Origin of the sequence: Alteribacillus sp. HJP-4, from assembly GCF_042139015.1 — a bacterium.
Lineage (GTDB): Bacteria > Bacillota > Bacilli > Bacillales > Marinococcaceae > JBHIKY01.
The window spans coordinates 35,869-62,150 of record NZ_JBHIKY010000001.1 but is presented as its reverse complement, the minus strand read 5'-3'; the positions used below and the strand labels follow the sequence as shown (position 1 = coordinate 62,150).

Sequence of the window (26,282 nt, the reverse complement as noted above, 5' to 3'; positions counted from 1 at the left end):
AATTATAAATAAAAATTTTTTAGCATATTTATCGAAAAGGAGGAAAAAAGATTAATCTAAATAGCTCAATTATATTTTGAATATTTGGAATTAACGAGCGATTGGCAGCAGCTGCGGAAGAACCAGAATATATACAGGAGGGATAGCATGGATGGCAGTCAGTTTGTTTATCTAGCAGTATTTTTGGGTTTTACCATTGCAATGATATTGGTCGGTGTCTGGGTATCGAGAAAAGTAAAAAGCGGCGAGGACTTTTTAATGGGCGGCAGAGGTCTTCCGACTCCGCTCGTCATTGGAACTACGGTAGCTACACTGGTCGGCACTGGCTCAAGTATGGGGGCGGTGGGATTTGCTTTTACCAATGGGTGGGCCGGTGCTCTTTACGGCCTCGGTGGTTCTGCCGGAATCATTTTATTAATGGTGTTGTTTGCTGACGTAAGAAAGTATAATTTCATGACTTTTTCTGAAGAGCTCAGTTTTTATTTTGGAGCGAACAAAATCGTCAAAGGCTTCACTTCCATCCTTTTGTATATTGCTTCGATCGGCTGGCTCGGTGCCCATATACTTGGTGGAAGCCTGTATTTATCATGGATAACCGGACTTGATCCTTTTACTTCCAAAATCATTACCGCTGTAGGATTTGCAGCTTATACCTTTATCGGAGGATATTTAGCCGTTGTTTACATAGATACGATTCAAGGTTTTATTTTATTTACTGGGTTTATTATTTTAACGATTCTCTCAATCGTTAAAATAGGGGGGATGGGAGAAATTTCGAACAGTGTGACTCCTGAGATGGTTTCTTTTTTAGGGATTGAACAGATGGGTCTTATTCCTGCTATCTCGCTCGCGGTTGTAATCGCAGTCGGTGTCCTCGCTACTCCGTCCTATCGGCACCGTATTTATTCAAGTAATAACATTGCTACCGTGAAAAAAAGTTTTATGATATCCGGGATTTTATTTGCGCTCTTTTCCATGTTTCCGGCAATTGTAGGAATGGCTTCAAGTGTGCTGAATCCGGATTTAGATGCAGAGTTTGCTTTTCCCTATTTAGCGACGGAAGTGTTTCCGATCTGGGTGGGAGCGATCATATTAGTGGCTGGTTTAAGTGCTACAATGTCATCAGGGAGTTCGGACTTTATTACCGCGGTTACTATCCTTTTAAGAGATGTGCTGCAATTAATTACCGGTAAAGTTCCGGATAAGAAAAATATGGTTCAATCCTCAAGGATCTCACTGCTCCTTACTCTATGTCTTGCCTTTCTCTTTACGCTAGGGACAAACAATATAATTGATTATATTTCAAATTTTGTATCGACAGTAATGGCTGGTTTGTTTGTGGCAGCGGTGTTAGGGAAATTCTGGGGGCGTGCGACATGGCAGGGGGGGCTGGCGAGTCTTGCAGGTGGATCGCTGATGTCTTTTATCGTACTGACGAGTGAAAGATTAACGGCATTTTGGGGAAACCCAGTACTGCCGTCCTTGTTTGCCGCACTGGCTGCAGGGGTTATCATCAGCCTGTTGACTCCAAGGAATCAAATGAGCGATGAAGAATCATTAATGATTTTAGAAAAAGAACGTGAAGTCATTGACGAAGGGACCACTCATAAGGAAGAAAAAGCCGCTAATGGATAAGGAGAGGATGTAATTATGCTGGAAACACCTGCCATTGTTATTGACGAAGAAGTGATGATAAATAACATTCAGAAAATGGCTGACCATGCAAAAAAACATGATGTATTATTAAGGCCACATATTAAAACACATAAAATTCCTGAGATTGCAGGACGGCAGATAGACGCCGGTGCAGCAGGCATCACCTGCGCGAAGGTGGCAGAAGCGGAAGTTATGGCATCAGAAGGAATTACGAATATATTTATCGCATATCCAATAGTTACGCCAGAAAAAATAAAACGGTTCCTCGCACTCAGTAAAACTATCGATATCACTGTTGGTGTAGATAGTTCAGCAGGAGCAAAGGCACTATCAAAAGCGGCTGCTGAGGCTGATCAAACTGTGAAAGTAAGGCTTGAGGTAGATGTCGGCTTAAAAAGAACCGGAGTTAAATACGAAAAAGCGGTTGAACTCGCAAAACAAATTTATCAGTTGAATAACCTGGAGTTCACAGGCATTTACACCTTTAAAGGAGCAATTATTAACGGGAAGGCGACCCTCGATCTGCAGGGAGCGGGGGCGGAAGAAGGGCAGTTAATGACGGAGCTTGCAGATTCCCTTAAAAGGGAAGGCATTATTATACAGGAAGTCAGTGCCGGTTCGACTCCAACCTCAGGATCGGTAGCTGAAGTAAGCGGGATAACTGAAATCAGACCGGGCACGTATGTTTTTTACGACCGTATGCAGAAAACACTGGGCGTCTGCGGGTTCAAGGATTGCGCAGCGCGTGTCATCGCTACGATCGTCAGTATTCCTTCTGATGATCTTCTGATTATTGACGGCGGCAGCAAGACCTTTGCAACCGATGTACAGCCAAACACAGAACCTCTGAATCTGCAGGGCTTCGGCTATATTGTAAATTATCCTGAGGCTGTACTGGAAAGGCTTACCGAAGAGCATGGAATGGTGAAAATTGACCCCGGCTACTCCTTTCAAATTGGAGATACGCTCGAAATTATTCCTAATCACGTATGCAGCACGATTAACCTGCACAACTATGTGTATATCAAACAGGCAAATGGCGGCCTGTGTAAAACGGAAGTGCTTGCAAGAGGAAAATTGGAATAGAGGATGGATATATATGCTTGATGTGATCATTAAAAATGGGAAAATTGCAGATGGAACAGGGAATCCGTGGTATAAAGGCGACGTTGGTATTAAGGATGGAATGATCACTCATACAGGATACGTGGATGCCGAGAGCAGGGAAACGATTGATGCCCAGATGCAGGTCATCAGTCCCGGCTTTATCGATGGTCATTCCCATTCGGATTTGCTTCTCCTGAATGATCCGCAGAGTGATATTAAATTACAACAGGGGGTAACAACAGAGGTCGTTGGTAACTGCGGGCTGGCTCCTGCCCCGTATGTCCAAGAGCACGGGAGCTTATTAAAGGATTATGTGAAGCCGGTCATAGGTGATACGCCGGGGGGATGGCCGTGGAGCTCGGTTGAAGAGTATATGCAGGAGCTTCACAAAGCAAAAATATCTGAAAATGTTTCTACATACGTAGCGCATGGTTCGCTGCGGATAGCCGTGATGGGATTTGAGAACCGTCCTGCCTCCTCTGATGAAATAGCGCAAATGAAGGAATTGCTGGAGGAGGGATTGCAGGCAGGGGCCATTGGACTCTCGATCGGGTTATTATACTCTCCGGGCAGATATTCATCAAAAGAGGAGTTAGCTGAGTTGTGCACCGTGCTTCCGAAATATAACGGGCTGCTGGCAACACATATTCGTGGGGAAGGCAATAATCTAATTGCTTCTATTAAAGAAGTGCTCTGGATTGCACAAACTTGTGAGATTAACCTGCATGTAAGCCATTTAAAGGCGGCTGGAAAACGAAATTGGGGAGCGGTGAATCACGCCCTGCAGCTGATAGAGGACGCCAGAGCAAAAGGACTCACTGTGACCTGCGATGTGTATCCCTACCATGCGGGATCAACTATGCTCACAACTGTCCTTCCGCCATGGACGCTCGAGGGCGGTACTGGTAAATGTCTGGAAAGATTGAAGAATACTGAAGTACGAAATCAGATAAAAAATGAATTGCAGGAAGAACAGGAGGATTGGGATAATCTCGTCGTCTCCACCGGCTGGGAAAATGTCGTTATCTCCTCAGTATCAGATAAAAATATATCATTGGAAGGCAAAAGTGTACTGGGTATTGCCGAAGCTCGCGGACAACATCCAATTGACACAGCATTTGATCTATTAATAGAAGAAAACGGAAACGTCGGGATCGTTTATTTTCACATGGCTGAAAACGATGTGAGAGATGTCATCAAGTCTGACTTTTCTCTAATTATTTCTGACAGCCTCGGCTGTGAAACCGGCAAGCCGCATCCGCGTCTTTATGGCACTTATCCGCGGTTGTTCGAGCATTATGTGAGAGAAAATAAAATCCTGCGCCTGGAGGATGCCATCCGCAAGGTGACCTCTTTTCCGGCTCAAAAATTTAAGCTTGGAAAGCGCGGTCTGCTTACACCAGGATACTGCGCTGACATTACGATCTTTGATCCAGAAACAATTAAAGCCACGGCAACCTTTGAGCAGCCGATAAATTATCCCGAGGGTATTCACACCGTCTTCGTTAATGGAGTTAAAACAATAGCCGGCGGCCAAAATTTGCGTACTTCCAGTGGACAAGTAATACCTTTTCATCATTCTCATACATGTGACCATCATTAATTTCTAAGCAGGGAGAGATCAGCAATGATTACAATTGAAGAAAAATTAAATGAATTAGGCATAGAAGTTCCGCAGCCAAGCAGGCCGAAATTTGTATATGTTCCGGCTAAACGTACGGGGAACTTAATTTATACGTCCGGTCAGGACTGCAGAAAAGATGGGGAAAATATTTACGAAGGCAAGCTTGGCTCGGACCTCACAATTGAACAGGGACAGGAAGCAGCGAGGCAGAGCATTATCAACTGTTTATCTGTCATTAAAGGGGAAATCGGCGACCTTAATAAAATAAAACAAGTCGTGAAAATGCTCGGATTTGTGAATTCCGCCGATGGTTTCGTAGACCAGCCATATGTTATTAATGCTGCCTCCTCCACTCTTGAAGAAATTTTCGGAGAAAGGGGTAAGCATGCAAGGTCGGCAATATCTGCAAATGAGCTTCCTTTTAATACCCCTGTAGAAATAGAGCTAATTGTTGAAGTTGAAGATTAATAACAAAGACAACCCACCTGTCAGGCTGTTTATAGAGCCGGTCCAGCAGGTGGTTTTTGCTTTTTCAGTGTCGGCAGGTCCTGCTCTTGGGAAGGAGAGAAACTTCGGGGGCATCAGATGCGGAAGCACCGGGCAGCTGTGGCGTCCGGGCTTGTTCTCCGGATACTGGTTCCGTTAATGATTTCAAAAGCAGATCTTGAGAAATATGGAATACTTCCACATTTTAATGTAAAAATCACGCAAACTATTTCTATTCATTAAATATTCTACTACACTAGCTGTGAAGTAACCCCCCATTACTTCATTCAACCCCACTTTAATGTAATTTAGACGCAGAAAACCCATCATTATCGATGGGCTTTTCTGTGTGAAAAAAACAGAAAAAACATACCGAAGATTATTTAGACTAAGGGGTTTTCTCATGAAGATATATTATTTCCTTTTAATCATAGCAGCTTTACTGGGCATAGGTGGATTCTTTATCTTTACAGATATCAGTACAGAAAAAAACCAAAGTGAACTCACCATAGGAAATGCTCCTAAATCAGAACAATCTATTAAAGAAGAAAAATCTAACTCGAAATTGGACGAAAAAGTATTAATGGGATATGTACAGGATTTTCGAGATCCGTCATCGATCGATTATTCGCAGTTAACCCATGCTATATTTTCATTTGCTCATCCACAGAAAGATGGAAGTCTCGAGCTGAATGGAGAGGAAGCAAAAGCAAATCTCCGCAATATGGTGAAAGAGGCACACCAGGAAGATACAAAAGCTATGCTTGCTGTAGGGGGTGCCGAGCATCTGGAAGGGGGCGGGACTTATGATTATTTTAAAGCTGCCATTTATAATCCCAAGTCTCGGGCAAAACTGATTGACGAGCTTATTGAAATATCGAATGAAGAAAATCTGGACGGCATAGACATTGATTTTGAACACCCCCGCACGCAGAAAGATGCCCAATACCTTGCAGAATTCACTGAAAAATTGGGAGAAAAACTTCGCGCATCTGATAAGGAGTTATCTATTGCCGTGTTCTCGAAGATTGATAGTGAAACAGGAAAAGAGGTGCCATCAGTCATTTATGAACCGGCCATGTTTCATCATGTGAATCATGTAAACGTGATGGCTTATGACGGACACTGGAGCGGAGAATATAAAGCTGAAAATTTATCTCCATACCCTTTCACGGAGAAAATTGTAAGCTATTGGTCTGATTTATTTAACACCCATAACATTTCAAGGGGGAAGCTAGTGTTAGGAGTACCTTTTTATGGACAACCAGAGGACGCGAAAGGTAGTCAAATATCATATTCTAATATAATCAGCCAGGATCCGGCAAATGCCTTACGGGATAAAGCGGACATAGACGGAAAGGTTTATCATTATAATGGAGAAAAGACTATGAGAAAGAAAACCGAGCTTGCTCATCATAACGGATTTGGAGGAATGATGATATGGGAGCTTGGACACGATTCAAAAGGAGAACACAGTTTAACGAGTGCAATTTATGACGTTCAAAAAATGAAAAGGTTCAAATAATTATTATCAGGCAGGAGTCTCGTTTGCTCCTGTCTCATCAACTTACTTCCTGCACCTTTTTAAGGACAGCAGACTGTTCACAAGTATTAATAAATATTTCAGCTGTCCGGCTGAAATATTAGTTGGTATTGACAGTTGGTATGTTGGTATGATATAGATAAGCGGAAGCATGGCGTGAATTATCTGCCATTATTTTACTGGAAATAGCTGCTTCTTAGTGTAAATAGCTAGAATGTATTAATTCGCGTAATAAATTGGTATACTTTGAAGATGTGAGTGTATTTTTTGGATGAGATTGTTTAAAGGAGTTATTATGAGCCAACTATATAAAAAAATATATCTGAATATTCTAGAAGATATTAAAAGCGGGGCATTAAAAAGCGGCGATAAAATCCCTTCAGAAAATGAGCTTGCGGATAAATTTAATGTCAGCCGCATTACAACAAAAAAGGCACTAAATATGCTGGCTCAGCGAAATTTAATTGAGCGATACAGGGGAAAAGGTTCTTTTGTAGCCCAGCTTGATCCGGAAGTTTTAAATATCACGGAAAATGCTGAAGCAGCAGTAAGTCCGACTTCTGCCCAAAAATTGGTTGGTTTTGTGCTGCCAAGCTTTGGGGAGGTCTATGGAAGCAGACTGCTGGAAAGTATTGAAGAACGATGTTCAGATCATAATTTGAGTATGATTATGAAGCAGACACACGGTAAATTAGAAGAAGAGGATAAAGCCATAAAATCATTGACAAATGTTGGAGCGAAAGGGCTGATTTTTTTTCCTTCTCCCGGCAAGCATTACAATAATGAGTTGTTGAGGCTGGTGGTCGATAATTTCCCTCTTGTATTAGTGGATAGATACTTAAAAGGGATCCCCTCTAGTTCTGTTTGTATTAATAATAAAGCAGCCTCCACCAAGCTGACCAGGCACTTGATAGAGCTCGGGCATGAGCATATTGCCTTTATATCACCACCGGTAGAGGGCACCTCCTCTGTGGAGGACCGGCTGATGGGGTTTCATCTGGCGATGTCTGAGAAAGGCTTTAAAACAAACCCTGATATTATCTTTAATAATGCGGTGAGCTCGATTGATATTAATAAAAATGATCCCGCGCCACTTCATTCGACGGACGATATCGAAGAAATCAGGAAGCTTATTGAAGAAAACCCATATATTACAGCTTTTGTAGCTTGTGAATATGGAATAGCGGTAAAATTATATCAAGAGATCCAGAGGATAGGAAAAAGGGTTCCTGAGGATTATTCAATCGTATGCTTTGATTCTCCGAAAAATCTGATGAGTCCGCCTTTTTTCACTCATATTCAGCAAAATGAAAAAGCGATTGGCTACAAAGCAGTCGATTTATTGGCGGCACAATTAGAAGGGGAAAAGGAGCCTGTGCATTCTGATGCTGAATATAAGCTAATAGATGGGCAGTCGACAAGTAACAGCCTCGCCAATATATAGTAGAGCCTTGATCATAAACAATTGATCAAGGCTTTTTTTTGTTGTTTTTGAATTAAATTGTATAAGTACTATTCAGAATGTGAAATTGACTTATGAAATTGTTCTATTTTACGAAGATTTAACATTCACCACCAATACGCCAAGCAAATTTCCAGAAAAGTTATAAAAAACAAAGTTGACATATTTATTTTTAGTTGGTATATTTTAATCGTTGATAAAAAGTTGGTATATGTTGTTATAACATTTTAAGGTCTTTTTCCCTATTATTAAACTACTCTTTGTAAGCGCTTTCTGTATTTGGGAAATCAAAACTATTTAGTTTTTGATTTTATAAATGAATAGGAAAGGGGAGGCGAAGCAGAAAAAGGCACACTGTTCTCGAACGAAGCTTAATGAGGAGGAGAAAGCGTGAGAAAACAAGGAATTAATATCAAAATTTTCGCTTTTTTATTGGTGTGTGTATTCGTATTGGGTGGCTGCTCCGGCGATAATTCTGAATCTGGAAGCTCTGAAGCAAGTAATGACGGACAAAAAGAAATTACATTTTGGCACGGCACTTCTGATACAACACAAGAAGCATTAGAAGCCTCGGCGAAGGCATTTGAAGAGAAAAACCCGGACATAAAAATAAAGCTTGTTTATACAGAATCAAGCGAAGGGGCAGACCAAAAGCTGCTGACCTCAATCGCTGGTAATAATCCCCCGGATGTGGCTTATTTTGACCGATTCAAGGTGAGCTCATGGGTTGTGGAGGACGCGCTGACGGATCTAACAGAAAAGGCGGAGGAAGATGGAATTACAGAAGACAAGTATTACGATTATGCCTGGGAAGAGTCGAGCTATAATGATAAATTGTATGCTGTTCCGTTGACGACAGATTCACGCCTGCTTTATTACAATAAAGACCATTTTGAAGAAGCCGGCCTTGACCCCAATGATCCCCCTAAATCAATAGACGAGCTTGAGGAGGCGGCTGAGGCGCTGACCGTCAAAGAAGGTAAGCGTTTTGAACAGGTAGGTTTTATTCCCTGGTATGGACAGGGCTGGCTCTACAGCTGGGGATGGGGATTTGGTGGAGATTTCTATGATGAAGAAACAGGAGAAGTCACTGCCAATGACCCAAAAATAGTGGAAGCGCTTGAATGGATGACAGAATTTGGACAGAAGTACGGAGTAGAAGATATCTCCGGTTTTGAAAGCTCAAGCGGAACGGGTGCTTCGGATCCGTTTATTACAGGCCAGCTGAGCATGAAAATTGATGGGAATTTTACGATGGCTGGTATTAACAAATATAAACCGGATTTAAATTATGGTGTGACGCCTATTCCAACGCCAACTGGGGAAGATTTTACCACTTGGTCCGGCGGTATGTCACTCGTGATTCCAAGAGGAGCTAACAACGAGGATGAAGCTTGGGAGTTTTTGAAATTCATGGCTTCAGAAGATGGACAGGAAGTGTATTCAGAAATTTCTTCAGATTTCTCTGTTATTGAATCAGTGAATGAGTCGTTGGGCTACACAGAAGATGAAACCATGAAAGAGTTTATCAATATCCTGGATGATTCCAACTCGAGACCGGTTATTCCTGAAGGTCAGCTGCTATGGAACGAATTAGTTAATGCTGTAGAGAATTCTACGAGAGGTGATGGAACACCAGAGGAAAATCTGGACAAGGCAACAAACAAAGTAAATAAGGCTCTCGAGGAATATGAATAATTGCGGACGGGGGGAGCTTGTCTCCCCTTTTTTCCGGAACAGATAAGGGGTGTAAGTATGCCTGATATGCCTAAAATGTCCAGTACTACTCGTACAGCAGTTCCTAAGCAGAAGCTGTTAAACAAATCTAATATAAACGGGTGGCTGTTTGCTTCACCATGGATTATCGGACTGCTTTTATTTTATGCGTTTCCGCTCGCTGCGTCGATTTATTTTAGTTTTACTTCTTACAGCATTCTTCAGCCGGGGGAGTTTGTAGGGCTGCAAAATTATATCAACCTATTTAATGATGAATTATTTTGGAAATCTATTTACAATACGATCTATTTTACAGTGTACTTTGTTCCTTTAAGTATAATATTCGGAGTAGCCCTTGCGATGATGCTGAATTTAAAAGTGAAGGGGATGGCCGTTTATCGAACCATTTTCTTTCTTCCGACACTAGTCCCTCACGTAGCATTAGCTGTGCTGTGGATGTGGTTATTGGACCCGGGCTTCGGTCTGGTGAATGGTGTGTTAAATGGAGTGGGGGTGCAGGGGCCGAATTGGCTTGGAAGTGTGACATGGTCCAAACCGTCGCTGATTTTAATGTCTTTATGGGGTATTGGACAAGCCGTAGTAATATACCTTGCGGGACTGGGTGACATCCCGGAGGAGCTTTACGAAGCGGCCGATGTGGATGGGGCCGGCTGGATCCACAAAACATTTCGTATTACGATCCCGCTGCTTACACCGGTGATTTTCTTTAATTTAGTAATGGGGGCGATCAATGCGTTCCAGCAGTTTACTCTGCCCTACACACTGACAGAGGGGCAGGGAAGTCCTTCTAACTCTCTCACATTTTATGTCATGTACTTATACGACAATGGTTTTCAATATTTTCAAATGGGGTACGCCTCTGCGATGGCATGGATTCTTTTTGTCGTAATTATGATTTTTACAGCCATTATTTTTATGACCTCTAAACGGTGGGTTCATTACCAAGGGGAGTAGAAAGGAGAATATCTACTTTGGAGTTACAAAAAAAGAAAAACCTACAAAGAATTTTTGCCCATGTTTGTCTGATTGCTGCTGCTCTTTTCTTTATCGTTCCCTTTATATGGATGGTATCTACTTCGTTGAAAGATTCCACTCAAATCTATACGTTCCCGCCTGAATGGATGCCGAATCCGTTTCAATGGAGAAATTATATCGATGCGACAGCATATATTCCTTTCTTTACGTATTTAAATAATACTGTTGTCATTACAGTGCTGAGTACAGTCGGGGTTGTGATCTCCTGCCCTTTGGTTGCTTACAGCTTTGCAAAACTGAAATATAAAGGCAGAAATGTGCTTTTTGTTATTACGCTAGTCGTTATGATGATACCGGCACAAGTGACAATGATTCCGTTGTTTCTGCTGTTCAACCAGGTCGGCTGGGTCGGTACCAATCTCCCGCTGATTGTGCCTCAATTTTTCGGTGTTCCTTTTTTCATCTTTTTGCTCCGGCAGTTTTTCATGGGGCTGCCTGACACATTGAGAGATGCTGCGAAAATAGATGGCGCGGGAGAATTTAGGATTTATCTGCAAATAATGCTCCCGTTAGCTACACCGGCCATTTTTGCGGTGGGACTATTTCAATTTATGGCCAGCTGGACTGATTTTATAGGTCCGCTAATTTACTTGACAGATGAAATGGAATATACACTTTCCCTGGGTCTGCAGCAATTCCAGAGTCAGCGGGGCACAGAATGGGGTCTTATGATGGCTGTGGCTACGATGATGACAGTTCCAATTATCATTATATTTTTCTTTTTGCAAAAACGATTCATTCAAGGCATTACTTTTAGTGGGATAAAATAAAAACAATAGAATTGAAAAGAAGGAGGCTGCAAGTAATGAAAAGAAGTATTGGTATGAGAATTCCGCCAAATATAGGGAAGGAAGGATTGAAATCAACGGCAGCATGGGCTGCCCAAAATGGGCTCGACGTCATTGATGTACCAGAATATAACGAGGACGTTAAACAAGTATTGGAAGCGGCCGGGATAAAAACAGGATCGATTGATGGGGCAGGTGCAGTCGGCCCGACAAAGCTTTTGAGTGAAGATAAGCAGCGGCGGAGAGAAGCGGTGCAGAAAGTAACGAACCAAATAGAAGAGGTAGCGTCCCTCGGTGGAAAGGTCATTTTTATGTGTTTGATTCCAGAAGATATCACTCTCACCCGGAAGGAAGGGTTTGACATTTGGAAGGAGTCATTTCCGGAAGTTGTTCAACAGGCAGAAAAGCATGACGTTTATATTGCTCTTGAAGGCTATCCCGGCCCGGCGCCGCATTATTCCACGCTGGGATGTACACCGGAAATGCTTCGTGCAATGATTGATATCATTCCATCACGTCATTTTGGCATTAATTATGATCCATCTCATTTAGTTAGGTTAGGGATAGACTATTTACGATTTTTATCTGAATTTGGTGATCGAATAAATTATTGTCATGGTAAAGATACGGAGATGCTGAAAGAAGAATTATATGAATTCGGTAATCTGCCGGCTAGCTTTGAACAGAAAATTGATTTTTCTGAAGGATCATGGCGGTATACGATTCCTGGAGAAGGTGATGTCGACTGGGGAAAAGTGGCATCAAGGCTGGAGATGATCGGCTATCAAGGGCCAATAAGTATTGAATTGGAGGATCACCGCTATTGGGGCAGTTTAGATGCAGAGCGGCAGGGAATTGTAAAGGCGAAAGAGCACCTGAAGCAATATACAAATTAATATACCGAGCAGGAGGAATCCGTACATGGAAAAAAAAGTGAAAGTGGCAATTATCGGATGCGGAGGCATTGCAAATGGAAAGCACATGCCTAGTTTAAGTAAATTAGCAGTTGTAGAGCTGGCTGCTTTTTGTGACATTCAATTAGACAGAGCAAAGAAAGCGGCAGAGGATTACGGAACGGCAAATGCGAAGGTCTATGAGGACTACAAGCAATTACTGCTTGATGAGACAATTGACGTGGTGCATGTATGCACTCCGAACAACTCACATGCAGAAATTTCTGCAGCAGCACTGGATGCCGGCAAGCATGTCATGTGTGAGAAGCCGATGGCCAAAACATCAAAAGAAGCAAAGTTAATGCTAAAAGCTGCAGAACGGTCTGGGAAGAAACTGACGATCGGCTATAATAATCGTTTTCGTCAGGACAGCCTATACTTACATCAAGCTTGTGAGCGGGGAGATTTAGGAGAGATTTATTTTGCGAAGGCTCATGCCATCAGGCGCCGGGCAGTCCCGACCTGGGGAGTCTTTCTCGATGAAGAAAAGCAGGGCGGCGGACCGCTAATAGATATCGGCACTCATGCTCTTGATTTAGCATTATGGATGATGGACAATTACAAACCGAAAACAGTGGTCGGAACTGTTTATCATAAGCTTGGAGATAAACAAAATGCTGCGAATGCATTCGGACCATGGAACCCTGCTGAATTTACAGTGGAAGACTCGGCTTTTGGATTTATTACGATGGAGAACGGAGCCACAATTATTCTTGAATCAAGCTGGGCTCTTAATACATTGGATGAGGATGAAGCGAAATGCTCTTTAAGCGGTACGGAAGGCGGCGCTGATATGAAAGATGGGCTTCGTTTTAACGGGGAAGACTTTGGAAAGCTTTACGAAAGGAAAGTAGACACAGGAACCGGCGGAGTGGCGTTTTTTGAAGGAGAAGAAGAAAGTGACGCCGATCTGGAAGCTCGTCTATGGATTGATAATATCATTCATGATACAGAACCTCTCACAAAGCCGATTCAGGCCTATGTTGTGACCGAGATTCTAGAAGCGATATATGAATCTGCGAAAACAGGAAAAGCTGTACATCTCAATCAAACCTCTTCTGTCCAATAACAAGTAAGCAGGGGGCATTTCAATGAAACAGATTCAAGTAGGGATTATTGGCTGCGGGGGAATAGCTTACAGCCACTGCAGGCAGTTGGTGGAATTAAATGAAGTGAGGATTGCGGCTGTTGTTGACCCTGTTGTCGATAATAGAAATAAGCTTTGTTCTTCGTTTAAGCTGGAGGACGTTAATCATTACGAAAGTATATCTTTGATGTTTAAAGAGCTGCGTCTGGATGCAGTAGTTATCTGTTCCCCGCATACCCTTCATTTTGAGCAGGCGGTGGAATCGCTTCACAATGGCTGCCACGTGTTAATAGAAAAACCAATGACGTGTACTTATCATGATGCAGAAAACTTGATTGATATCGCAGAGAAGAACAGAAAAATACTGCAGGTTTCCTACCAACGGCATTTTGAACCGGCTTTTCTATATATGAAAGAGACAATATCCAGCGGTGCGATCGGAAGGTTAAACACAGTGACAACTTCCTTATACCAGGATTGGAAGCAGCTTTCGGCCGGGACGTGGCGTCAATCTCCACAATTGTCAGGAGGCGGGATGCTGATGGACTCCGGCAGTCATATTATTGACACACTTTTATGGATTACTGGTTTATCACCTGTTGAAATCAATACACAGTTAGAAATGTATGATGCTCCGGTGGAAATAGATTCATTTTCTACCGTACGCTTTGAACAAAACGTAATCGCAGGCTTAAATGTGATCGGAAATGCTCCGTGCTGGCATGAAACTTACGTTGTGACAGGAGAAAAAGGTGCGCTTTTCTTTGAAAATGGCAAAATATTATTGCGTAAATCGGGAGAGGCTCCGCTGGTCCCAGAGCTTCCTTTGCAAACAACAAACCAGGATAAAAGCTTTATTGACGCCATTTTCGAGAGGCATGAGGTGAAGGTGCCCGGCGAATTTGCTAAAAAAGTGGTAAGGCTGACGGAAATGGCTTATCAATCAGCAGGATATCAACCAACTTAAAACGGGGGATAAGTTATATGAAAGAAATGCTTCAGGTTGGAATTATTGGAACCGGCGGCATCGCTGCAGCGCATGTCCGGGCATACAAACAAATGCCGGATGTTCAAGTGGCTGCTGTAGCAGATATAGCGCCGGGGAAGGCAGAATTGTTCAAAGAAAAACTTGAGCTTGAAAATGTCGAGACATTCGCTGATCATACCAAGCTGCTGGAGCTGCCTTTAGATGGTGTGAGCATTTGTACTCCTAATGTGGCTCATCACCGCACGAGTGTAGACGCACTGCTGGCGGATAAGCATGTGCTGGTGGAAAAGCCGATGGCGGTAACAATTGAGCAGGCAGTCGACATGGTGAAAACGGCAAATGAAACGAAAAAGATGCTGACGATAGGATTTCAGCCAAGGTACGACCCGAATATGCGGATGATAAAAGAAATTGTTCAATCCGGGAGTCTTGGAGATGTCTACTATGTGCAGACCGGCGGAGGAAGGCGGCGAGGGATGCCGGAGGGGACATTTATTAATAAAGAGTTAGCTGGTGCTGGTGCTTTAGCAGATATTGGCTGCTACTCTCTTGATTTAGTATTAAATGCTCTTGGCTACCCGAAACCGCTCACGGTTTCCGCTTACGCCTCTAATCATTTTGGCACCAACCCGGTCTATCATAAGGAAGCGCCAAATTTTGAAGTAGAGGATTTTGGAGTCGCTCTGATTAGGCTGGAAGGTGGAAAAGTACTAAACTTTAAAACATCGTGGGCCATGCACGCCGATTCGCTAGGCCCAACGCTGTTTTTAGGAAAGGATGCCGGCTTAAAATTAACGCCTGCCGGTACCGGCCCCTGGAGCGGGGTGTGGGACGGCGGAATTGGGACAATTGATTTATTTCATGATATCAACGGTCGTCAAGTCGATACATCCATACCGGTTGAAGTCCATAATAGGGATATTTTTTACGAGAAAGTCCGTGACTTTGTAGTTGCTGTAAAGGAAAACAAACCAGCTCCTATCCCTGGGGAGGAAATCCTAATTAATCAGGCAATCATCGATGGAATCCTTCGTTCATCAGCGAATGGAAGAGAAGTGGAAATCCACCTGCCGGAACTCTAGGGGTTAGGAAAAAGCTCGTTGAATTGGCCTGACTATAATCATAAAACGGGGCTGTAGCAAAAGCCCCTTTTTATAGAAAAAGTAGTATCCTAAATAGAAGAGAGCAGGGACAAGTCCGAAGACTCCAGTGGGAAGAGCAGCGGCTGAAGATCACCCGGGCGTGGGTTTCGCCCGGTTAGCTGAAGCGCTGCCCACGGAAAGCGAAGGACTTGTCCCCTGCATTTTTACCATACAAAAGGGGGCGAGTATCATTTATGATACAGCCCCCTTTTCCTTTTTTGTAATAGGCCGGGGGCGGATTCTCCGGACACTGGTTCTGTTATCTGCCGCAATGACAGTAAAATTTCTCTTCATTTGGGTAAATAACGTACCTGATGTCCGCCTTCGCTTCCAGCATGTGGCGACTTTTCGCTCAATAACCTCTCAGCTTAAGGTGACTGAGTGAGCTGTCCCGGATCCCCGTGATATCATTGTAAAATTTTCTGTTGATGCTTTCGAATCATAAATTATTTCATTCTCATCCCATACTTTCTCAGACTTTTACACCGTTTTATAGCACGAAAGATGTTTTCAGTGGTATAAGATAGGAAATATAATAGTAAGTCCAGCTGTGTCCAGCAGGAAGCTGGAAGGAGGTTGCTTTCTATGAAAGGTATAATTTTAGCGGGTGGAAGCGGTACAAGGCTGTACCCGATGACGCAGTGCATTTCGAAGCAGATGCTTCCCGTATACGACAAACCGATGATATTTTATCCTCTGTCTGTGCTGATGCTGTCAGGCATCAAGGATATATTGATTATTTCAACACCAAAGGACACTCCGAGATTTCAAGAATTGCTCGGCGATGGCAGCAAATTCGGAATCTCACTTTCTTATGAGGTTCAGTATTCACCGGAAGGACTCGCCCAGGCCTTTACAATAGGGGAATCTTTTGTAGGCAGCGATGACGTTGCGTTAATTCTCGGTGATAATATTTTTTACGGTCAGGGCTTTACACCGCTTCTTCAAAAAGCAGCGCGAAGAGAGTCCGGCGCTACTGTATTTGGTTATCGTGTCAGCGAGCCTGAGCGTTTTGGAGTAGTAGAATTTGATGAGCGGCAGCGTGTAGTTTCTATAGAAGAAAAGCCTGAAAATCCGAAATCTGAATTTGCCGTGACCGGTCTGTATTTCTACGATAATGATGTTATCGATATAGCGAAGCAGACAAAGCCGTCTGAAAGAGGCGAGCTTGAAATTACGGATATTAACAAAGCATATCTTGAAGAAGGAAAACTGAACGTAGAGCTGCTTGGTCGAGGATTTGCGTGGCTTGATACCGGTACTCCGGAATCGTTGTTTGACGCTTCACAGTTTATTGAAACAGTAGAAAAACGGCAGGGTTTTAAGGTGGCATGCCTCGAGGAAATTGCTTATTACATGAAGTATATCTCCCTGGAAGAACTGCAGGTCAAGCTCTCCGAAATGAAGGACAGCGATTATAAGAAGTATTTGATGCGCATCACCCAGCGCACTCATACGTCGCAGTACTGGCAGGAAACAAATCAAGATCACCGAACGGAATTGATGAAATAATGACGGACACAAAATCAATATTAGTGACGGGAGGGGCCGGTTTTATCGGCCTTCACTTTTTAGAATATTTTCTGGAAAAGTACCCGTATTACCATGTGGTCAATTTAGATAAATTGACGTATGCCGCAGACCTTGCAGAAGAAAGAGAGCTTCACCGGTTTACGAACTATGAGCTGGCAGAAGGCGATATAGGTGATCGGAAGCTGGTGGAAGAACTGTTTCAAAAGCATGATTTCAAAGGAGTCATTCATTTCGCGGCCGAATCTCATGTGGATCGTTCGATTACTGGGCCGGACCTGTTTATTCAAACAAACGTCAATGGCACGTTCACTCTGCTGGATGCTGCCATGCGGCATTGGATGGACGGGGCAGGTGAATATAAACCGGGTTATGAATCGGTACGCTTTCATCATATTTCAACGGATGAGGTGTATGGAACGCTTGGAGATACCGGGCTGTTTAAAGAAACCTCTCCTTATAGACCGAACAGTCCTTACAGCGCCAGTAAGGCAAGCTCAGATATGATTGTGCGAAGCTATTTTCATACGTACGGAATGAATATAGTGACCACGAACTGCTCGAACAATTACGGTCCGAAGCAGCACAGTGAAAAGCTGATTCCCACTATTATCCGTAAAGCTCTCAGCCTCGAACCAGTTCCTATTTATGGGGACGGCCAGAACATCAGAGATTGGCTCTATGTGCTGGATCATTGTAAAGGCATCGATTTAGCCTATCATTCGGGACGGGCAGGAGAAACGTATAATATCGGAGGCAAAAATGAAAGAACAAATCTATATATAGCCGAAATGATATGTACTCTCCTTGATGAACTGGTTCCGGAGATAAAGCGTCAAAAGAATCTGGCCAGTTATCAGGATTTAATCACCTTTGTAGACGATCGGCCCGGCCACGATCGCAGATATGCAGTAGATGCAAGTAAGATTGAAAATGAACTCGGCTGGCACGGCGAAGAGGATTTCGAGTCGGGAATTTCAAAGACAGTGGAGTGGTATGTGAGCCATGAGAAATACTAATCCGCATATTTCAGTCGTCACGCCTGTTTACGGGTGCGGCGAGTGTTTAATACAATTATACAATCGCATAAAGAACGCATTGGAGCCAATTACGACTGATTTTGAAATTATTATGGTGGAGGACCGCAGTCCGGATCAATCGTGGCAGGTGATCCAGCAACTGACCAACCGGGACAGCCGTGTGAAAGGAATTCGTATGGCGAAAAATTTTGGCCAGCATGTTGCCATCACCGCCGGCCTCGATAAAGCAGAAGGAGATTGGGTGGTTGTCATGGACTGCGATCTTCAGGACCAGCCCGAAGAAATAAGTAAGCTCTACGATAAGGCGCAGGAAGGCTATGACGTGGTATTTGCCAGAAGAGAAGCACGGCAGGACAGCTTTATGAAGAAAACGAGTTCGAAAATGTTTTATAAAGTATACGATTATTTCACGGAAAATAAGTCCGATCCGACGATAGCCAACTTTAGTATTTCTTCAAGAAAAGTTGTCGAGAACTTCCGTGAGTTAAGAGAACAAAACCGGAACTATCCTCTGTTTATAAAATGGATGGGATTTGATTCAGCGGCAGTGAACGTGGAGCATCAGGAACGTATTTCAGGCAGCTCCTCTTATAATGTCTCAAAGCTTGTAAACCTGGCGATTGACGGTATAGTATCGCAGTCTAACAAGCCGCTGCGGCTCTCCATTAAATTCGGTTTTTTAATCTCCTTGTCGGCCCTCCTATATGGCCTGTACTTGATATATAAATTTTTCTTTCTCGCAGAACCGCCTGCAGGCTGGACCAGTCTAATGGTATCGATTTATTTTGTGGGAGGTCTAATTTTTGCAAACCTTGGAGTTTTGGGGTTATATATCGGCAAAGTGTTTAATGAAGTTAAAAACAGACCGCTTTATATCGTGCAGGAATCAGTAGGATTTAAAGAAAATAATGTGAAAAAAACGATCGATCCGATACCGGCAACCCGCTGGAAAGAGTGATCGAAAGGAGACTGCTGCTAAATGACAAAGGAATTATTGCAGGAAACGCCCTGGGACAAGCGGGCGCTTGAAATGGATACGTACCAGTTAACGGAATACTCCGAGGAAGCATTGAAATTGACTGACACTGTAAAAGGTCATTTTACTATTAAAGTAAACCCTCTGGATTCTAAAGAGCTGCTTCATCAGTACGGATTTTATTTTACAGATACCCTTTTGACACCAACTCTCCGCATAGATCATTTTATCCCATACCGGGATGAGAAAGTGGATCTCGTCAAAAATGTTAAACGTGAAGATGTGCTTGCTATTTCTGAAGGAGTTTATCAGCACGGCCGATTTCACAGGGATTTCAAAGTGGATAAGCGCGGTGCAGATAAGCGCTATGATAATTGGCTGAATCAGCTTTACGATGAGGATGAAGTGTGGGGATTTTCTTATAATGGAGAGTTAGCCGGTTTTTTTGCGCTGTCGGGGCCTGATATCAGGCTCCAGGCCTTTAAACCGGAGTTCCAGGGGCGGGGTCTTGCCAAATATTTTTGGACCGCAGCACTTCAGACAATGATCGACAGAGGACACACAGAAATACCTTCGCCCATATCATCCATCAATTTAGCGATGATTAACCTGCTTTCCTCTCTCGGTTTCAGGTTTAAAAGTGCTGTCGATGTGTATCATAAACTGAATAATCAGCAGTGAGTGGGGTTTTAGATGGGTTACCTATATATTTTTGGAACAATCTTTTTTACTGTATATGGCCAAATTATGCTGAAATGGCGCATATCGAAATTTGGAAGCCTTCCTGCAGAATTTCAGGAGAAGGTCTTTTTTCTGTTCAGGCTTTTATTTGACCCGCTGATATTGTCGGGTTTTCTTTCTGCCTTTGTCGCATCCTTCTTTTGGATGGCTGCCATGACTAAATTTGATATAAGCTATGCCTATCCATTTATGAGTTTATCGTTTATGCTCGTATTCATATTGTCTGTATTCTTATTCAACGAACCGATGACTGTTCATAAAATAGCCGGACTTGTGTTGATTATAGCGGGAATTCTCGTCACCAGCCAGTCCGCATAAAACCAGCGAAATGACGGAGGTTCCTGATGATTCCATTTAACCAGCCGCCGGTAACCGGTAAAGAAGCACATTATATCCAGCAGGCCATAGATATGAAAAAACTGTCCGGGGACGGCTCTTTTTCAATGGCCTGCCATGAATGGATGGAAGATACATTTGACTGCTACGCTTCCTATCTGACAACTTCATGTACGCATGCTCTCGAAATGTCGGCTCTTCTGGCTGACATTCGTCCGGGAGATGAAGTGATCATGCCTTCATATACCTTTGTCTCCACAGCAAATGCATTTGTACTGCGCGGTGCAGAAATCGTTTTTGTGGATATCCGCCCGGACACACTCAACATTGATGAGAAGCTGGTTGAAGCAGCAATCACTTCTAAAACGAAAGCGATTGTTCCTGTCCATTATGCAGGAGTCGCCTGTGAAATGGATGCTTTACTTGCAACCGCCCGAAAATACGATATCGCAGTAATTGAGGATGCAGCCCAGGGCGTTATGAGCACATATAAAGGAAAGGCGCTCGGAACCATTGGAGATGCAGGCTGCTTCAGCTTTCATGAAACAAAGAATTATACGAGCGGAGAAGGGGGCGCCATTCTCCTTAATAATGAGAACTGGAAAAACCGTGCAGAAATCATCCGAGAAAAAGGCACAAACCGATCTCAATTTTTTCGGGGAGAAGTCGATAAATATTCATGGGTGGATGTAGGCTCTTCCTATTTGCCGAGTGAACTTAATGCAGCTTTTTTGAAGGCACAATTCGATGAAGCAGAAACGATTAATAACGACAGGCTGAATTCCTGGAAACTGTACGAAGAACTGCTCCAGCCTCTTGCCGAAAATAAATATGTAGAACTGCCGTTTATACCAGAGGAATGTGCTCACAATGCACATATGTTTTATGTGAAAACAAAGAATCTGGAGGAGCGGACTGCGCTGATTGCATGGCTGAAGGAGCATGAAATTAGCAGTGCTTTTCATTATGTTCCCCTTCATTCTGCAAAAGCAGGTAGACAATTCGGCCGTTTTCACGGGGAAGATCACTGGACGACCCGCGAAAGTGAGCGCCTGATCAGGCTTCCGATGTATTATGGACTGCGGGAACAAGATATTTACTATATTACTAACGCAATAAGGAGATTCTACTCATGCTGAAGGAACGAACTCTTATCATCATCGGCATGGTGTTGATTTTTATATATTTATTACCGTTATTTATTCTTGGTGAGGACGCCCATGTCAGGATCCATGATAACCTTGATTCAAATGTTGTATGGTACAAAACGTTAGTAGAGAGCGGATTGATGTTTGCTCCGAATGATGCCGCCATTCCGACAATGATGAATGGCCTTCCTCGTGCAGCTTTAGACTCTGAACTGAGTCTGTATGTACTGCTGTTTTTATTATTTGAGCCGTTTACAGTCTTTGCACTGAACCTGTTTCTGATGCGTTTTATAGCTTTTTTTGGTATGTATTTATTATTGAAAAAACATATCTTTAAAAACTATCGAACAAGCCCGCTTATTATTGTGGGAACAGCCACTGCCTTTGCATTAACGCCATTCTGGCCGTTCGGCGGACTGAGCCTTGCTGGTATTCCGCTCGCTCTGTATGCATTTTTAAATCTACGGAACCGCACAGCCACATGGAAAGACTGGCTGATTCTCGCTTTAATGCCGTTCTACTCTATTTTTGTGTTTTCGTTTATCTTTTTCCTTGGAATCCTGGGGCTCGTCTGGCTTTACGACGTAGTTAAAAAGAAAACGATCAATTGGACATTTATTGCGGGCATTGCTCTTATGACTTCAATATTTCTTATTAAACAGTATCGTCTTGTCACTGGTGTGCTGCTCGGCCAGGGGTTCACCCCGCATCGGGAGGATTTTAACAGAGGACATCGAACTCTTCAGGGGACGATGGAGTTTTTCGGGGAGAATTTTTTTACGGCCCATTCCCACTCTGATTCCATGCATTGGCCATTCATCGTCATAGCAGTGTTTTCGGCTCTGGTGCTGGTATGTGTAAAAGTAATAATGGATAAAAAAAGAAATGGAATCATTTCTTTAAATGCTCATGAAAAATCAGTGCCATTCTTTCTGGTGGTCATTACGATCTTTTCTCTATGGATCTCTTTTTGGAACTACCAGGGCTTTCTTCCGGTAAAACAGGCTGTTGATATTATTAAGACGTTCAACTTTGCCCGCTTTCACCTTCTTAATACTATAATTTGGTACGTCCTGTTTGCGGTTTCATTAACTATTATTAGGAACCGATTTAAATTTAAATGGATCAATGTCTTGATACTTCTTCTGATTATAGGGCAGCTCGCAGTATTAACAAGTGAGCACCATGAATTTAAATATAGAGATCTTGGGTACCCTTCTTACGAAGAGTTTTACTCAGAATCGTTATTTGATGAAATAAAATCCTATATTGGGGAAGATCCGTCAGATTATCGGGTGGTGAGCATTGGGATGCACCCTTCCGTGGCGCAGTACAATGGCATGCACACGCTCGACATGTATGTCACAATGTACCCGCTCGCCTATAAAGAAGAGTTCCGTGGCATTGTAGAGGGCGAGCTCGATAAAAATAAAAGCCTGGAGAATTACTATAACAGATGGGCTGGCCGTGTGTACGTATATACAGATGAGTTGGAAAAAAAGTATTTGTTCACAAAGGATAAAAATAAAAAAATCAAAGATCTGGATTTTGGAACGGAAAGATTTAAAGAAATGGGCGGAAAATATGTGTTGTCCGCAGTAGAAATTGAGAATGCGGACGAAAGTGATCTTCAGCTTCTTGAAGAGTTTGAAAATAACGAGTCCGGCTGGAGAATTTACTTGTATGAAGCAGAATAATAGGACAGCAGCTTTTTCATAAAGGAAAAAGAAGGGAGCAAAACTGCTGTGGAGGGTTTAAGATTCTTCTTAAGCTATATATTACCGCTTGCATTGATAATCGGATTTACAAGCTGGATAATAAGGATCACCTACTCGAAGAAGAATGCTTCTCTCATGTCGCTGATGATGGCTGCGATGATCGTTATTCTTATACCGATGGCGCTCGTCCGCTTTCAGGTAATGGCGGATGTCTCCGGCCCGGTGAAGGCAGGGATACTTTTAGCGCTCGCTTTTATGTTCGGAACTCTCATCAATTTAATAATTGTTACCTTTTTAAAAGGAAAACCCAATCGTTAAGCTCAAAAATAGGTGCGCGGCCGATTCTCCGGACGCTTGTTCCGCTATCTGTTCCAAGCAGCTTATAAGATGTTGCCGGACGTGCGTTCTGTTAATGGTCAAAATAAGTACCAATTTCTTCGGTATTTAAAAACTGTTCATCCTTCAAGCTTTTTACAATTTCACATTCCAGGTAGGGGCTGTATCATAAATGATACTCGCCCCTTTTGCATGGTAAAAAAAAGCAGTGGACAAGCCCTTCGCTTTCCGTGGGCAGCGCTTCAGCCAACCGGGCGAAACCCGCGCCCGGCGGATCTTCAGCCGCTGCTCTTCCCACAGGAGTCTCGGACTTGTCCCCTGCTCTCTTCTATTTAGGATACTACTTTTTCTATAAAAAGGGGCTTTTGCTACAGCCCCTTTTTTTTCATTTTATTTTCCACATGAATAAAATAGAATATCATGCTCAGCCGCGAGCGGAAAAAGCAAAACCAAACAAACTACTGTCAGAGAAAAAAGCATGTCATGTTTCCTGCCGAAGTTGTAGCAAAACCTATTGTAATAAGGAAAAATAGAAAAGAGACTGTATGAAAACGGTGGAGGGTGAAGCATGGCAAAGAAAATGATAATTATCGGAAATGGAATGAGTGGACTTCGTTTTATTGAAAAGATGGTCTCACAGGCAGAAGAGACATACTTTATCCGTACCTTTGGAGAAGAAACGGATGCTCATTACAACCGAGTCGGATTATCCTCATTTCTTCAAAAGGAAGTGACTGAGGATGAATTGTTTTCTTACTCTGCTGACTGGTACGAGAAACATGATATCCATTTGCATACAAATGAAAAGGTCATCGCTGTCAATCAAAGAGAAAAAATCGTGACAACCAGTAGAGATAATAAATATCCATACGATAAATTAGTGTTTGCCACGGGGTCATCGCCAGCGCGATTTAACCTCCCTGGAGCAGACCATAAAGAAGTATTTACATTTCGCACATTGAAGGATGCAAAGCAGCTGAAAGGACTGGCTGATAACAAAACGGAAGGCATTATCGTAGGCGGAGGATTTTTAGGCCTGGAGGCTGCTTATGGTTTTGCAAAGGCTGGAATAAAAGTAACAATTATTCAAAGAGGAGCCACTTTACTAAACAGGCAGCTTGATAAGCAGGCGTCCTCTTTTTTACAGAAAGAGCTGGAAAAACGCTGCATTTCGATACGTTTCAATCAGTCTCTAGTGGAAATAGAGGGAGAAGAAAAAGTGAAGGCCGGGGTGCTGCAGGACGGCACGAAGATTCCGGCAGATTTTGTTCTATTTACTGCTGGGATTAAGCCGAATGTGGAAGTAGCTAAACGAAGCGGAATTGCCACGAATCACGGTATTCTCGTTAATGACTATATGGAAACGAGTGCTGAGGATGTTTATGCGGTCGGAGAATGTATTGAGCACAACGGCTCCTGTTACGGACTGGTTCCGCCGGTTTATGAACAGGCAGAAATAGCTGCAGATCATATTACAGGAAAATCTACGGAACCATACCGGGGATCCTTTCCTTACAGCCACTTAAAAATCGCTGGAATTGATCTTTATACAGCTGGTGAGGCAGAAGAATCAGAAACGACGGACAGTATTGTTCAGGCCGACAGCACCAGGCCGTTATATAAAAAAATTATTCTTCAGGATGACATCATTAAAGGTGCTGTTTTGTTTGGAGAAACTGCTGCCGCTGATGATATTACCAAATTAATAAAAATGGCAAAGCCATTATCAGTAAAGGAAAAACAACATCTGTTTACGGACGGGGGAAGTGCTGAAAAACTTGTCAGCTGTTCAGCGGACACGATTATTTGTAAGTGCAATCAAGTAAACAAACAGTCGATCCTGCAGCATATTGCTGCTTCTGATGAAGCTACCACTCAATCAATACGCACGTCGACCGGGGCTTCCTCCTCGTGTGGAGGGTGCTCAGGAGATGTGGCAGGCCTGCTGAAGGTGTTTGATCAATGTTCCCACCAAGCAGGAACGGAAGCTTTTTGTTCCTGTACCCCGCTCGAGGAAGATGAAGTTATGCAGCGGATAAGTACTGGCGTTTGGAGCGGTGTGGAAGAAGTCATTCATTCCATTGATTGGCATAACAACGGCTGCGGTCATTGTATCCCGGCTTTGCGATATTATTTTTCTTTACAGAATACAGAAGGATTAATTTCCCCGCCGTGGATTCGCGAAGACGAAGGACGAATGACGATCACCTCCTTACCGGTTGATGAAAAAGATACGATGAACACGCTGCGTAAGTGGATGGAAGTAAAAGAATCGATTCCTGATTCAGAGCTGGCAGTCATTGATAACCGTCAATTGCAGCTTTCTGGAATCCCACTGCAGCTGCTGGAAAAAGTGTGCGGGTCGACAGATACCCCAATGGCAGCGCAGGAGCATTCTTTATTACGGCCATTTACGCTCTACAGCACTGCTGACAAAGAAATATTAGAAAAACTGGAACAGAATTTATTTCCTCTATCTTTTCCTGCTCCGCTTTCAATTTCCTCTACAGAGGAGTTTCCAGAGCTGCTTTCCCGGGACGGCTTTACTCTGGTGCGAACGGGCCGCCTATGGGAGCTCCACGTAGCTAATGGCAGGGACAGAATTATTTTATATGTTATTCCGGAAGAGGAACTTCAAGCAGTGACTGAAACAACGATTCAGCTCTATCGGGAGACAGCGTATTTTAATGAATCCTTTGCTGACTGGACAACTCGCATATCGGCAGTAGCGATCAGAGAAATTCTATTTTCCGAAGATGAAAGAGACTACCTGCAGGCTCGGTTGCAGGAACAGATCATTCAAGTGTGGAGCAGTACTTCTAAAATACTGACTCCATACGCGTAAAGGA

23 protein-coding genes are annotated in these 26,282 nt (G+C 43.1%); all 23 read left to right on the top strand.

Annotated elements, in window-relative coordinates; all coding sequences use genetic code 11:
- Positions 1-147 precede the first annotated feature (147 nt).
- The 23 genes from ACE4RR_RS00235 to ACE4RR_RS00125 all read left to right on the top strand — a co-directional run bounded on the left by ACE4RR_RS00235 (position 148) and on the right by ACE4RR_RS00125 (position 26,278).
- Positions 148-1,635 carry a sodium:solute symporter family protein gene (locus tag ACE4RR_RS00235; protein ID WP_375533379.1) on the top strand — a complete coding sequence of 496 codons (1,488 nt, stop codon included), beginning with the start codon at positions 148-150 and terminating at the stop codon, positions 1,633-1,635.
- A 15-nt stretch (positions 1,636-1,650) separates the two neighbouring features.
- Positions 1,651-2,742: an alanine racemase gene (locus tag ACE4RR_RS00230; RefSeq protein WP_375533378.1), complete on the top strand. Its 1,092-nt coding sequence runs from the start codon at positions 1,651-1,653 to the stop codon at positions 2,740-2,742.
- Between the two features lie 13 nt (positions 2,743-2,755).
- Complete coding sequence (locus ACE4RR_RS00225) at positions 2,756-4,366, top strand: N-acyl-D-amino-acid deacylase family protein (RefSeq protein ID WP_375533377.1); 1,611 nt, start codon at positions 2,756-2,758, stop codon at positions 4,364-4,366.
- A gap of 24 nt (positions 4,367-4,390) precedes the next feature.
- Positions 4,391-4,855 carry a RidA family protein gene (locus tag ACE4RR_RS00220; protein WP_375533376.1) on the top strand — a complete coding sequence of 155 codons (465 nt, stop codon included), beginning with the start codon at positions 4,391-4,393 and terminating at the stop codon, positions 4,853-4,855.
- A gap of 117 nt (positions 4,856-4,972) precedes the next feature.
- Positions 4,973-5,116: a hypothetical protein gene (locus tag ACE4RR_RS00215; protein ID WP_375533375.1), complete on the top strand. Its 144-nt coding sequence runs from the start codon at positions 4,973-4,975 to the stop codon at positions 5,114-5,116.
- A 160-nt stretch (positions 5,117-5,276) separates the two neighbouring features.
- Positions 5,277-6,398 carry a glycosyl hydrolase family 18 protein gene (locus ACE4RR_RS00210; protein WP_375533374.1) on the top strand — a complete coding sequence of 374 codons (1,122 nt, stop codon included), beginning with the start codon at positions 5,277-5,279 and terminating at the stop codon, positions 6,396-6,398.
- A gap of 313 nt (positions 6,399-6,711) precedes the next feature.
- On the top strand, positions 6,712-7,860 hold the full coding sequence (locus ACE4RR_RS00205; RefSeq protein WP_375533373.1) for a GntR family transcriptional regulator: 1,149 nt from the start codon (positions 6,712-6,714) through the stop codon (positions 7,858-7,860).
- Between the two features lie 408 nt (positions 7,861-8,268).
- Positions 8,269-9,576, top strand: a complete 1,308-nt coding sequence (locus ACE4RR_RS00200) for an ABC transporter substrate-binding protein (RefSeq protein ID WP_375533372.1) — start codon at positions 8,269-8,271, stop codon at positions 9,574-9,576.
- 57 nt (positions 9,577-9,633) lie between these two features.
- Complete coding sequence (locus tag ACE4RR_RS00195; RefSeq protein ID WP_375533371.1) at positions 9,634-10,569, top strand: carbohydrate ABC transporter permease; 936 nt, start codon at positions 9,634-9,636, stop codon at positions 10,567-10,569.
- Positions 10,570-10,586: 17 nt separating this feature from the next.
- Positions 10,587-11,420: a carbohydrate ABC transporter permease gene (locus ACE4RR_RS00190; RefSeq protein ID WP_375533370.1), complete on the top strand. Its 834-nt coding sequence runs from the start codon at positions 10,587-10,589 to the stop codon at positions 11,418-11,420.
- Positions 11,421-11,455: 35 nt separating this feature from the next.
- Positions 11,456-12,334, top strand: coding sequence for a sugar phosphate isomerase/epimerase family protein (locus tag ACE4RR_RS00185; protein ID WP_375533369.1), 879 nt, complete (start codon positions 11,456-11,458; stop codon positions 12,332-12,334).
- Between the two features lie 25 nt (positions 12,335-12,359).
- A complete protein-coding gene (locus ACE4RR_RS00180) occupies positions 12,360-13,460 on the top strand; it encodes a Gfo/Idh/MocA family protein (protein WP_375533368.1) in 1,101 nt (366 codons plus the stop codon).
- 22 nt (positions 13,461-13,482) lie between these two features.
- Positions 13,483-14,445: a Gfo/Idh/MocA family protein gene (locus tag ACE4RR_RS00175; RefSeq protein ID WP_375533367.1), complete on the top strand. Its 963-nt coding sequence runs from the start codon at positions 13,483-13,485 to the stop codon at positions 14,443-14,445.
- Positions 14,446-14,462: 17 nt separating this feature from the next.
- Entirely contained in the window at positions 14,463-15,548 is a 1,086-nt protein-coding gene (locus ACE4RR_RS00170) for a Gfo/Idh/MocA family protein (protein ID WP_375533366.1), read from the top strand.
- A 645-nt stretch (positions 15,549-16,193) separates the two neighbouring features.
- The gene (gene rfbA / locus ACE4RR_RS00165) at positions 16,194-17,120 is read left to right on the top strand and encodes a glucose-1-phosphate thymidylyltransferase RfbA (protein ID WP_375533365.1); all 927 of its coding nucleotides are present in this window, start codon (positions 16,194-16,196) and stop codon (positions 17,118-17,120) included.
- The gene (gene rfbB / locus ACE4RR_RS00160; RefSeq protein WP_375533364.1) at positions 17,120-18,157 is read left to right on the top strand and encodes a dTDP-glucose 4,6-dehydratase; all 1,038 of its coding nucleotides are present in this window, start codon (positions 17,120-17,122) and stop codon (positions 18,155-18,157) included. The genes rfbA and rfbB overlap by 1 nt, the downstream gene beginning before the upstream one ends.
- A complete protein-coding gene (locus ACE4RR_RS00155; protein WP_375533363.1) occupies positions 18,144-19,136 on the top strand; it encodes a glycosyltransferase family 2 protein in 993 nt (330 codons plus the stop codon). The genes rfbB and ACE4RR_RS00155 overlap by 14 nt, the downstream gene beginning before the upstream one ends.
- Before the next feature lie 21 nt (positions 19,137-19,157).
- Positions 19,158-19,835 (top strand): GNAT family N-acetyltransferase, encoded by a 678-nt coding sequence (locus tag ACE4RR_RS00150; protein ID WP_375533362.1) that lies wholly within the window; start codon positions 19,158-19,160, stop codon positions 19,833-19,835.
- 12 nt (positions 19,836-19,847) lie between these two features.
- Positions 19,848-20,213: an EamA family transporter gene (locus ACE4RR_RS00145; RefSeq protein WP_375533361.1), complete on the top strand. Its 366-nt coding sequence runs from the start codon at positions 19,848-19,850 to the stop codon at positions 20,211-20,213.
- Positions 20,214-20,239: 26 nt separating this feature from the next.
- A complete protein-coding gene (gene rffA / locus ACE4RR_RS00140; protein ID WP_375533360.1) occupies positions 20,240-21,370 on the top strand; it encodes a dTDP-4-amino-4,6-dideoxygalactose transaminase in 1,131 nt (376 codons plus the stop codon).
- Positions 21,364-23,076 carry a DUF6044 family protein gene (locus ACE4RR_RS00135; protein WP_375533359.1) on the top strand — a complete coding sequence of 571 codons (1,713 nt, stop codon included), beginning with the start codon at positions 21,364-21,366 and terminating at the stop codon, positions 23,074-23,076. Before rffA ends, ACE4RR_RS00135 begins: the two co-directional genes overlap by 7 nt.
- Before the next feature lie 48 nt (positions 23,077-23,124).
- A complete protein-coding gene (locus ACE4RR_RS00130) occupies positions 23,125-23,415 on the top strand; it encodes a hypothetical protein (RefSeq protein ID WP_375533358.1) in 291 nt (96 codons plus the stop codon).
- A 586-nt stretch (positions 23,416-24,001) separates the two neighbouring features.
- Complete coding sequence (locus ACE4RR_RS00125) at positions 24,002-26,278, top strand: FAD-dependent oxidoreductase (RefSeq protein WP_375533357.1); 2,277 nt, start codon at positions 24,002-24,004, stop codon at positions 26,276-26,278.
- Positions 26,279-26,282: the final 4 nt, after the last annotated feature.

What these genes read in the sequence shown, in the direction of transcription:
- ACE4RR_RS00235 (WP_375533379.1), top strand. Translation starts at nt 148, where the DNA reads ATGGATGGCAGTCAGTTTGTTTATCTAGCAGTATTTTTGGGTTTTACC.
- ACE4RR_RS00230 (WP_375533378.1), top strand. Translation starts at nt 1,651, where the DNA reads ATGCTGGAAACACCTGCCATTGTTATTGACGAAGAAGTGATGATAAAT.
- ACE4RR_RS00225 (WP_375533377.1), top strand. Translation starts at nt 2,756, where the DNA reads ATGCTTGATGTGATCATTAAAAATGGGAAAATTGCAGATGGAACAGGG.
- ACE4RR_RS00220 (WP_375533376.1), top strand. Translation starts at nt 4,391, where the DNA reads ATGATTACAATTGAAGAAAAATTAAATGAATTAGGCATAGAAGTTCCG.
- ACE4RR_RS00215 (WP_375533375.1), top strand. Translation starts at nt 4,973, where the DNA reads ATGCGGAAGCACCGGGCAGCTGTGGCGTCCGGGCTTGTTCTCCGGATA.
- ACE4RR_RS00210 (WP_375533374.1), top strand. Translation starts at nt 5,277, where the DNA reads ATGAAGATATATTATTTCCTTTTAATCATAGCAGCTTTACTGGGCATA.
- ACE4RR_RS00205 (WP_375533373.1), top strand. Translation starts at nt 6,712, where the DNA reads ATGAGCCAACTATATAAAAAAATATATCTGAATATTCTAGAAGATATT.
- ACE4RR_RS00195 (WP_375533371.1), top strand. Translation starts at nt 9,634, where the DNA reads ATGCCTGATATGCCTAAAATGTCCAGTACTACTCGTACAGCAGTTCCT.
- ACE4RR_RS00185 (WP_375533369.1), top strand. Translation starts at nt 11,456, where the DNA reads ATGAAAAGAAGTATTGGTATGAGAATTCCGCCAAATATAGGGAAGGAA.
- ACE4RR_RS00180 (WP_375533368.1), top strand. Translation starts at nt 12,360, where the DNA reads ATGGAAAAAAAAGTGAAAGTGGCAATTATCGGATGCGGAGGCATTGCA.
- ACE4RR_RS00175 (WP_375533367.1), top strand. Translation starts at nt 13,483, where the DNA reads ATGAAACAGATTCAAGTAGGGATTATTGGCTGCGGGGGAATAGCTTAC.
- ACE4RR_RS00170 (WP_375533366.1), top strand. Translation starts at nt 14,463, where the DNA reads ATGAAAGAAATGCTTCAGGTTGGAATTATTGGAACCGGCGGCATCGCT.
- rfbA (WP_375533365.1), top strand. Translation starts at nt 16,194, where the DNA reads ATGAAAGGTATAATTTTAGCGGGTGGAAGCGGTACAAGGCTGTACCCG.
- rfbB (WP_375533364.1), top strand. Translation starts at nt 17,120, where the DNA reads ATGACGGACACAAAATCAATATTAGTGACGGGAGGGGCCGGTTTTATC.
- ACE4RR_RS00155 (WP_375533363.1), top strand. Translation starts at nt 18,144, where the DNA reads ATGAGAAATACTAATCCGCATATTTCAGTCGTCACGCCTGTTTACGGG.
- ACE4RR_RS00150 (WP_375533362.1), top strand. Translation starts at nt 19,158, where the DNA reads ATGACAAAGGAATTATTGCAGGAAACGCCCTGGGACAAGCGGGCGCTT.
- ACE4RR_RS00145 (WP_375533361.1), top strand. Translation starts at nt 19,848, where the DNA reads ATGGGTTACCTATATATTTTTGGAACAATCTTTTTTACTGTATATGGC.
- rffA (WP_375533360.1), top strand. Translation starts at nt 20,240, where the DNA reads ATGATTCCATTTAACCAGCCGCCGGTAACCGGTAAAGAAGCACATTAT.
- ACE4RR_RS00135 (WP_375533359.1), top strand. Translation starts at nt 21,364, where the DNA reads ATGCTGAAGGAACGAACTCTTATCATCATCGGCATGGTGTTGATTTTT.
- ACE4RR_RS00125 (WP_375533357.1), top strand. Translation starts at nt 24,002, where the DNA reads ATGGCAAAGAAAATGATAATTATCGGAAATGGAATGAGTGGACTTCGT.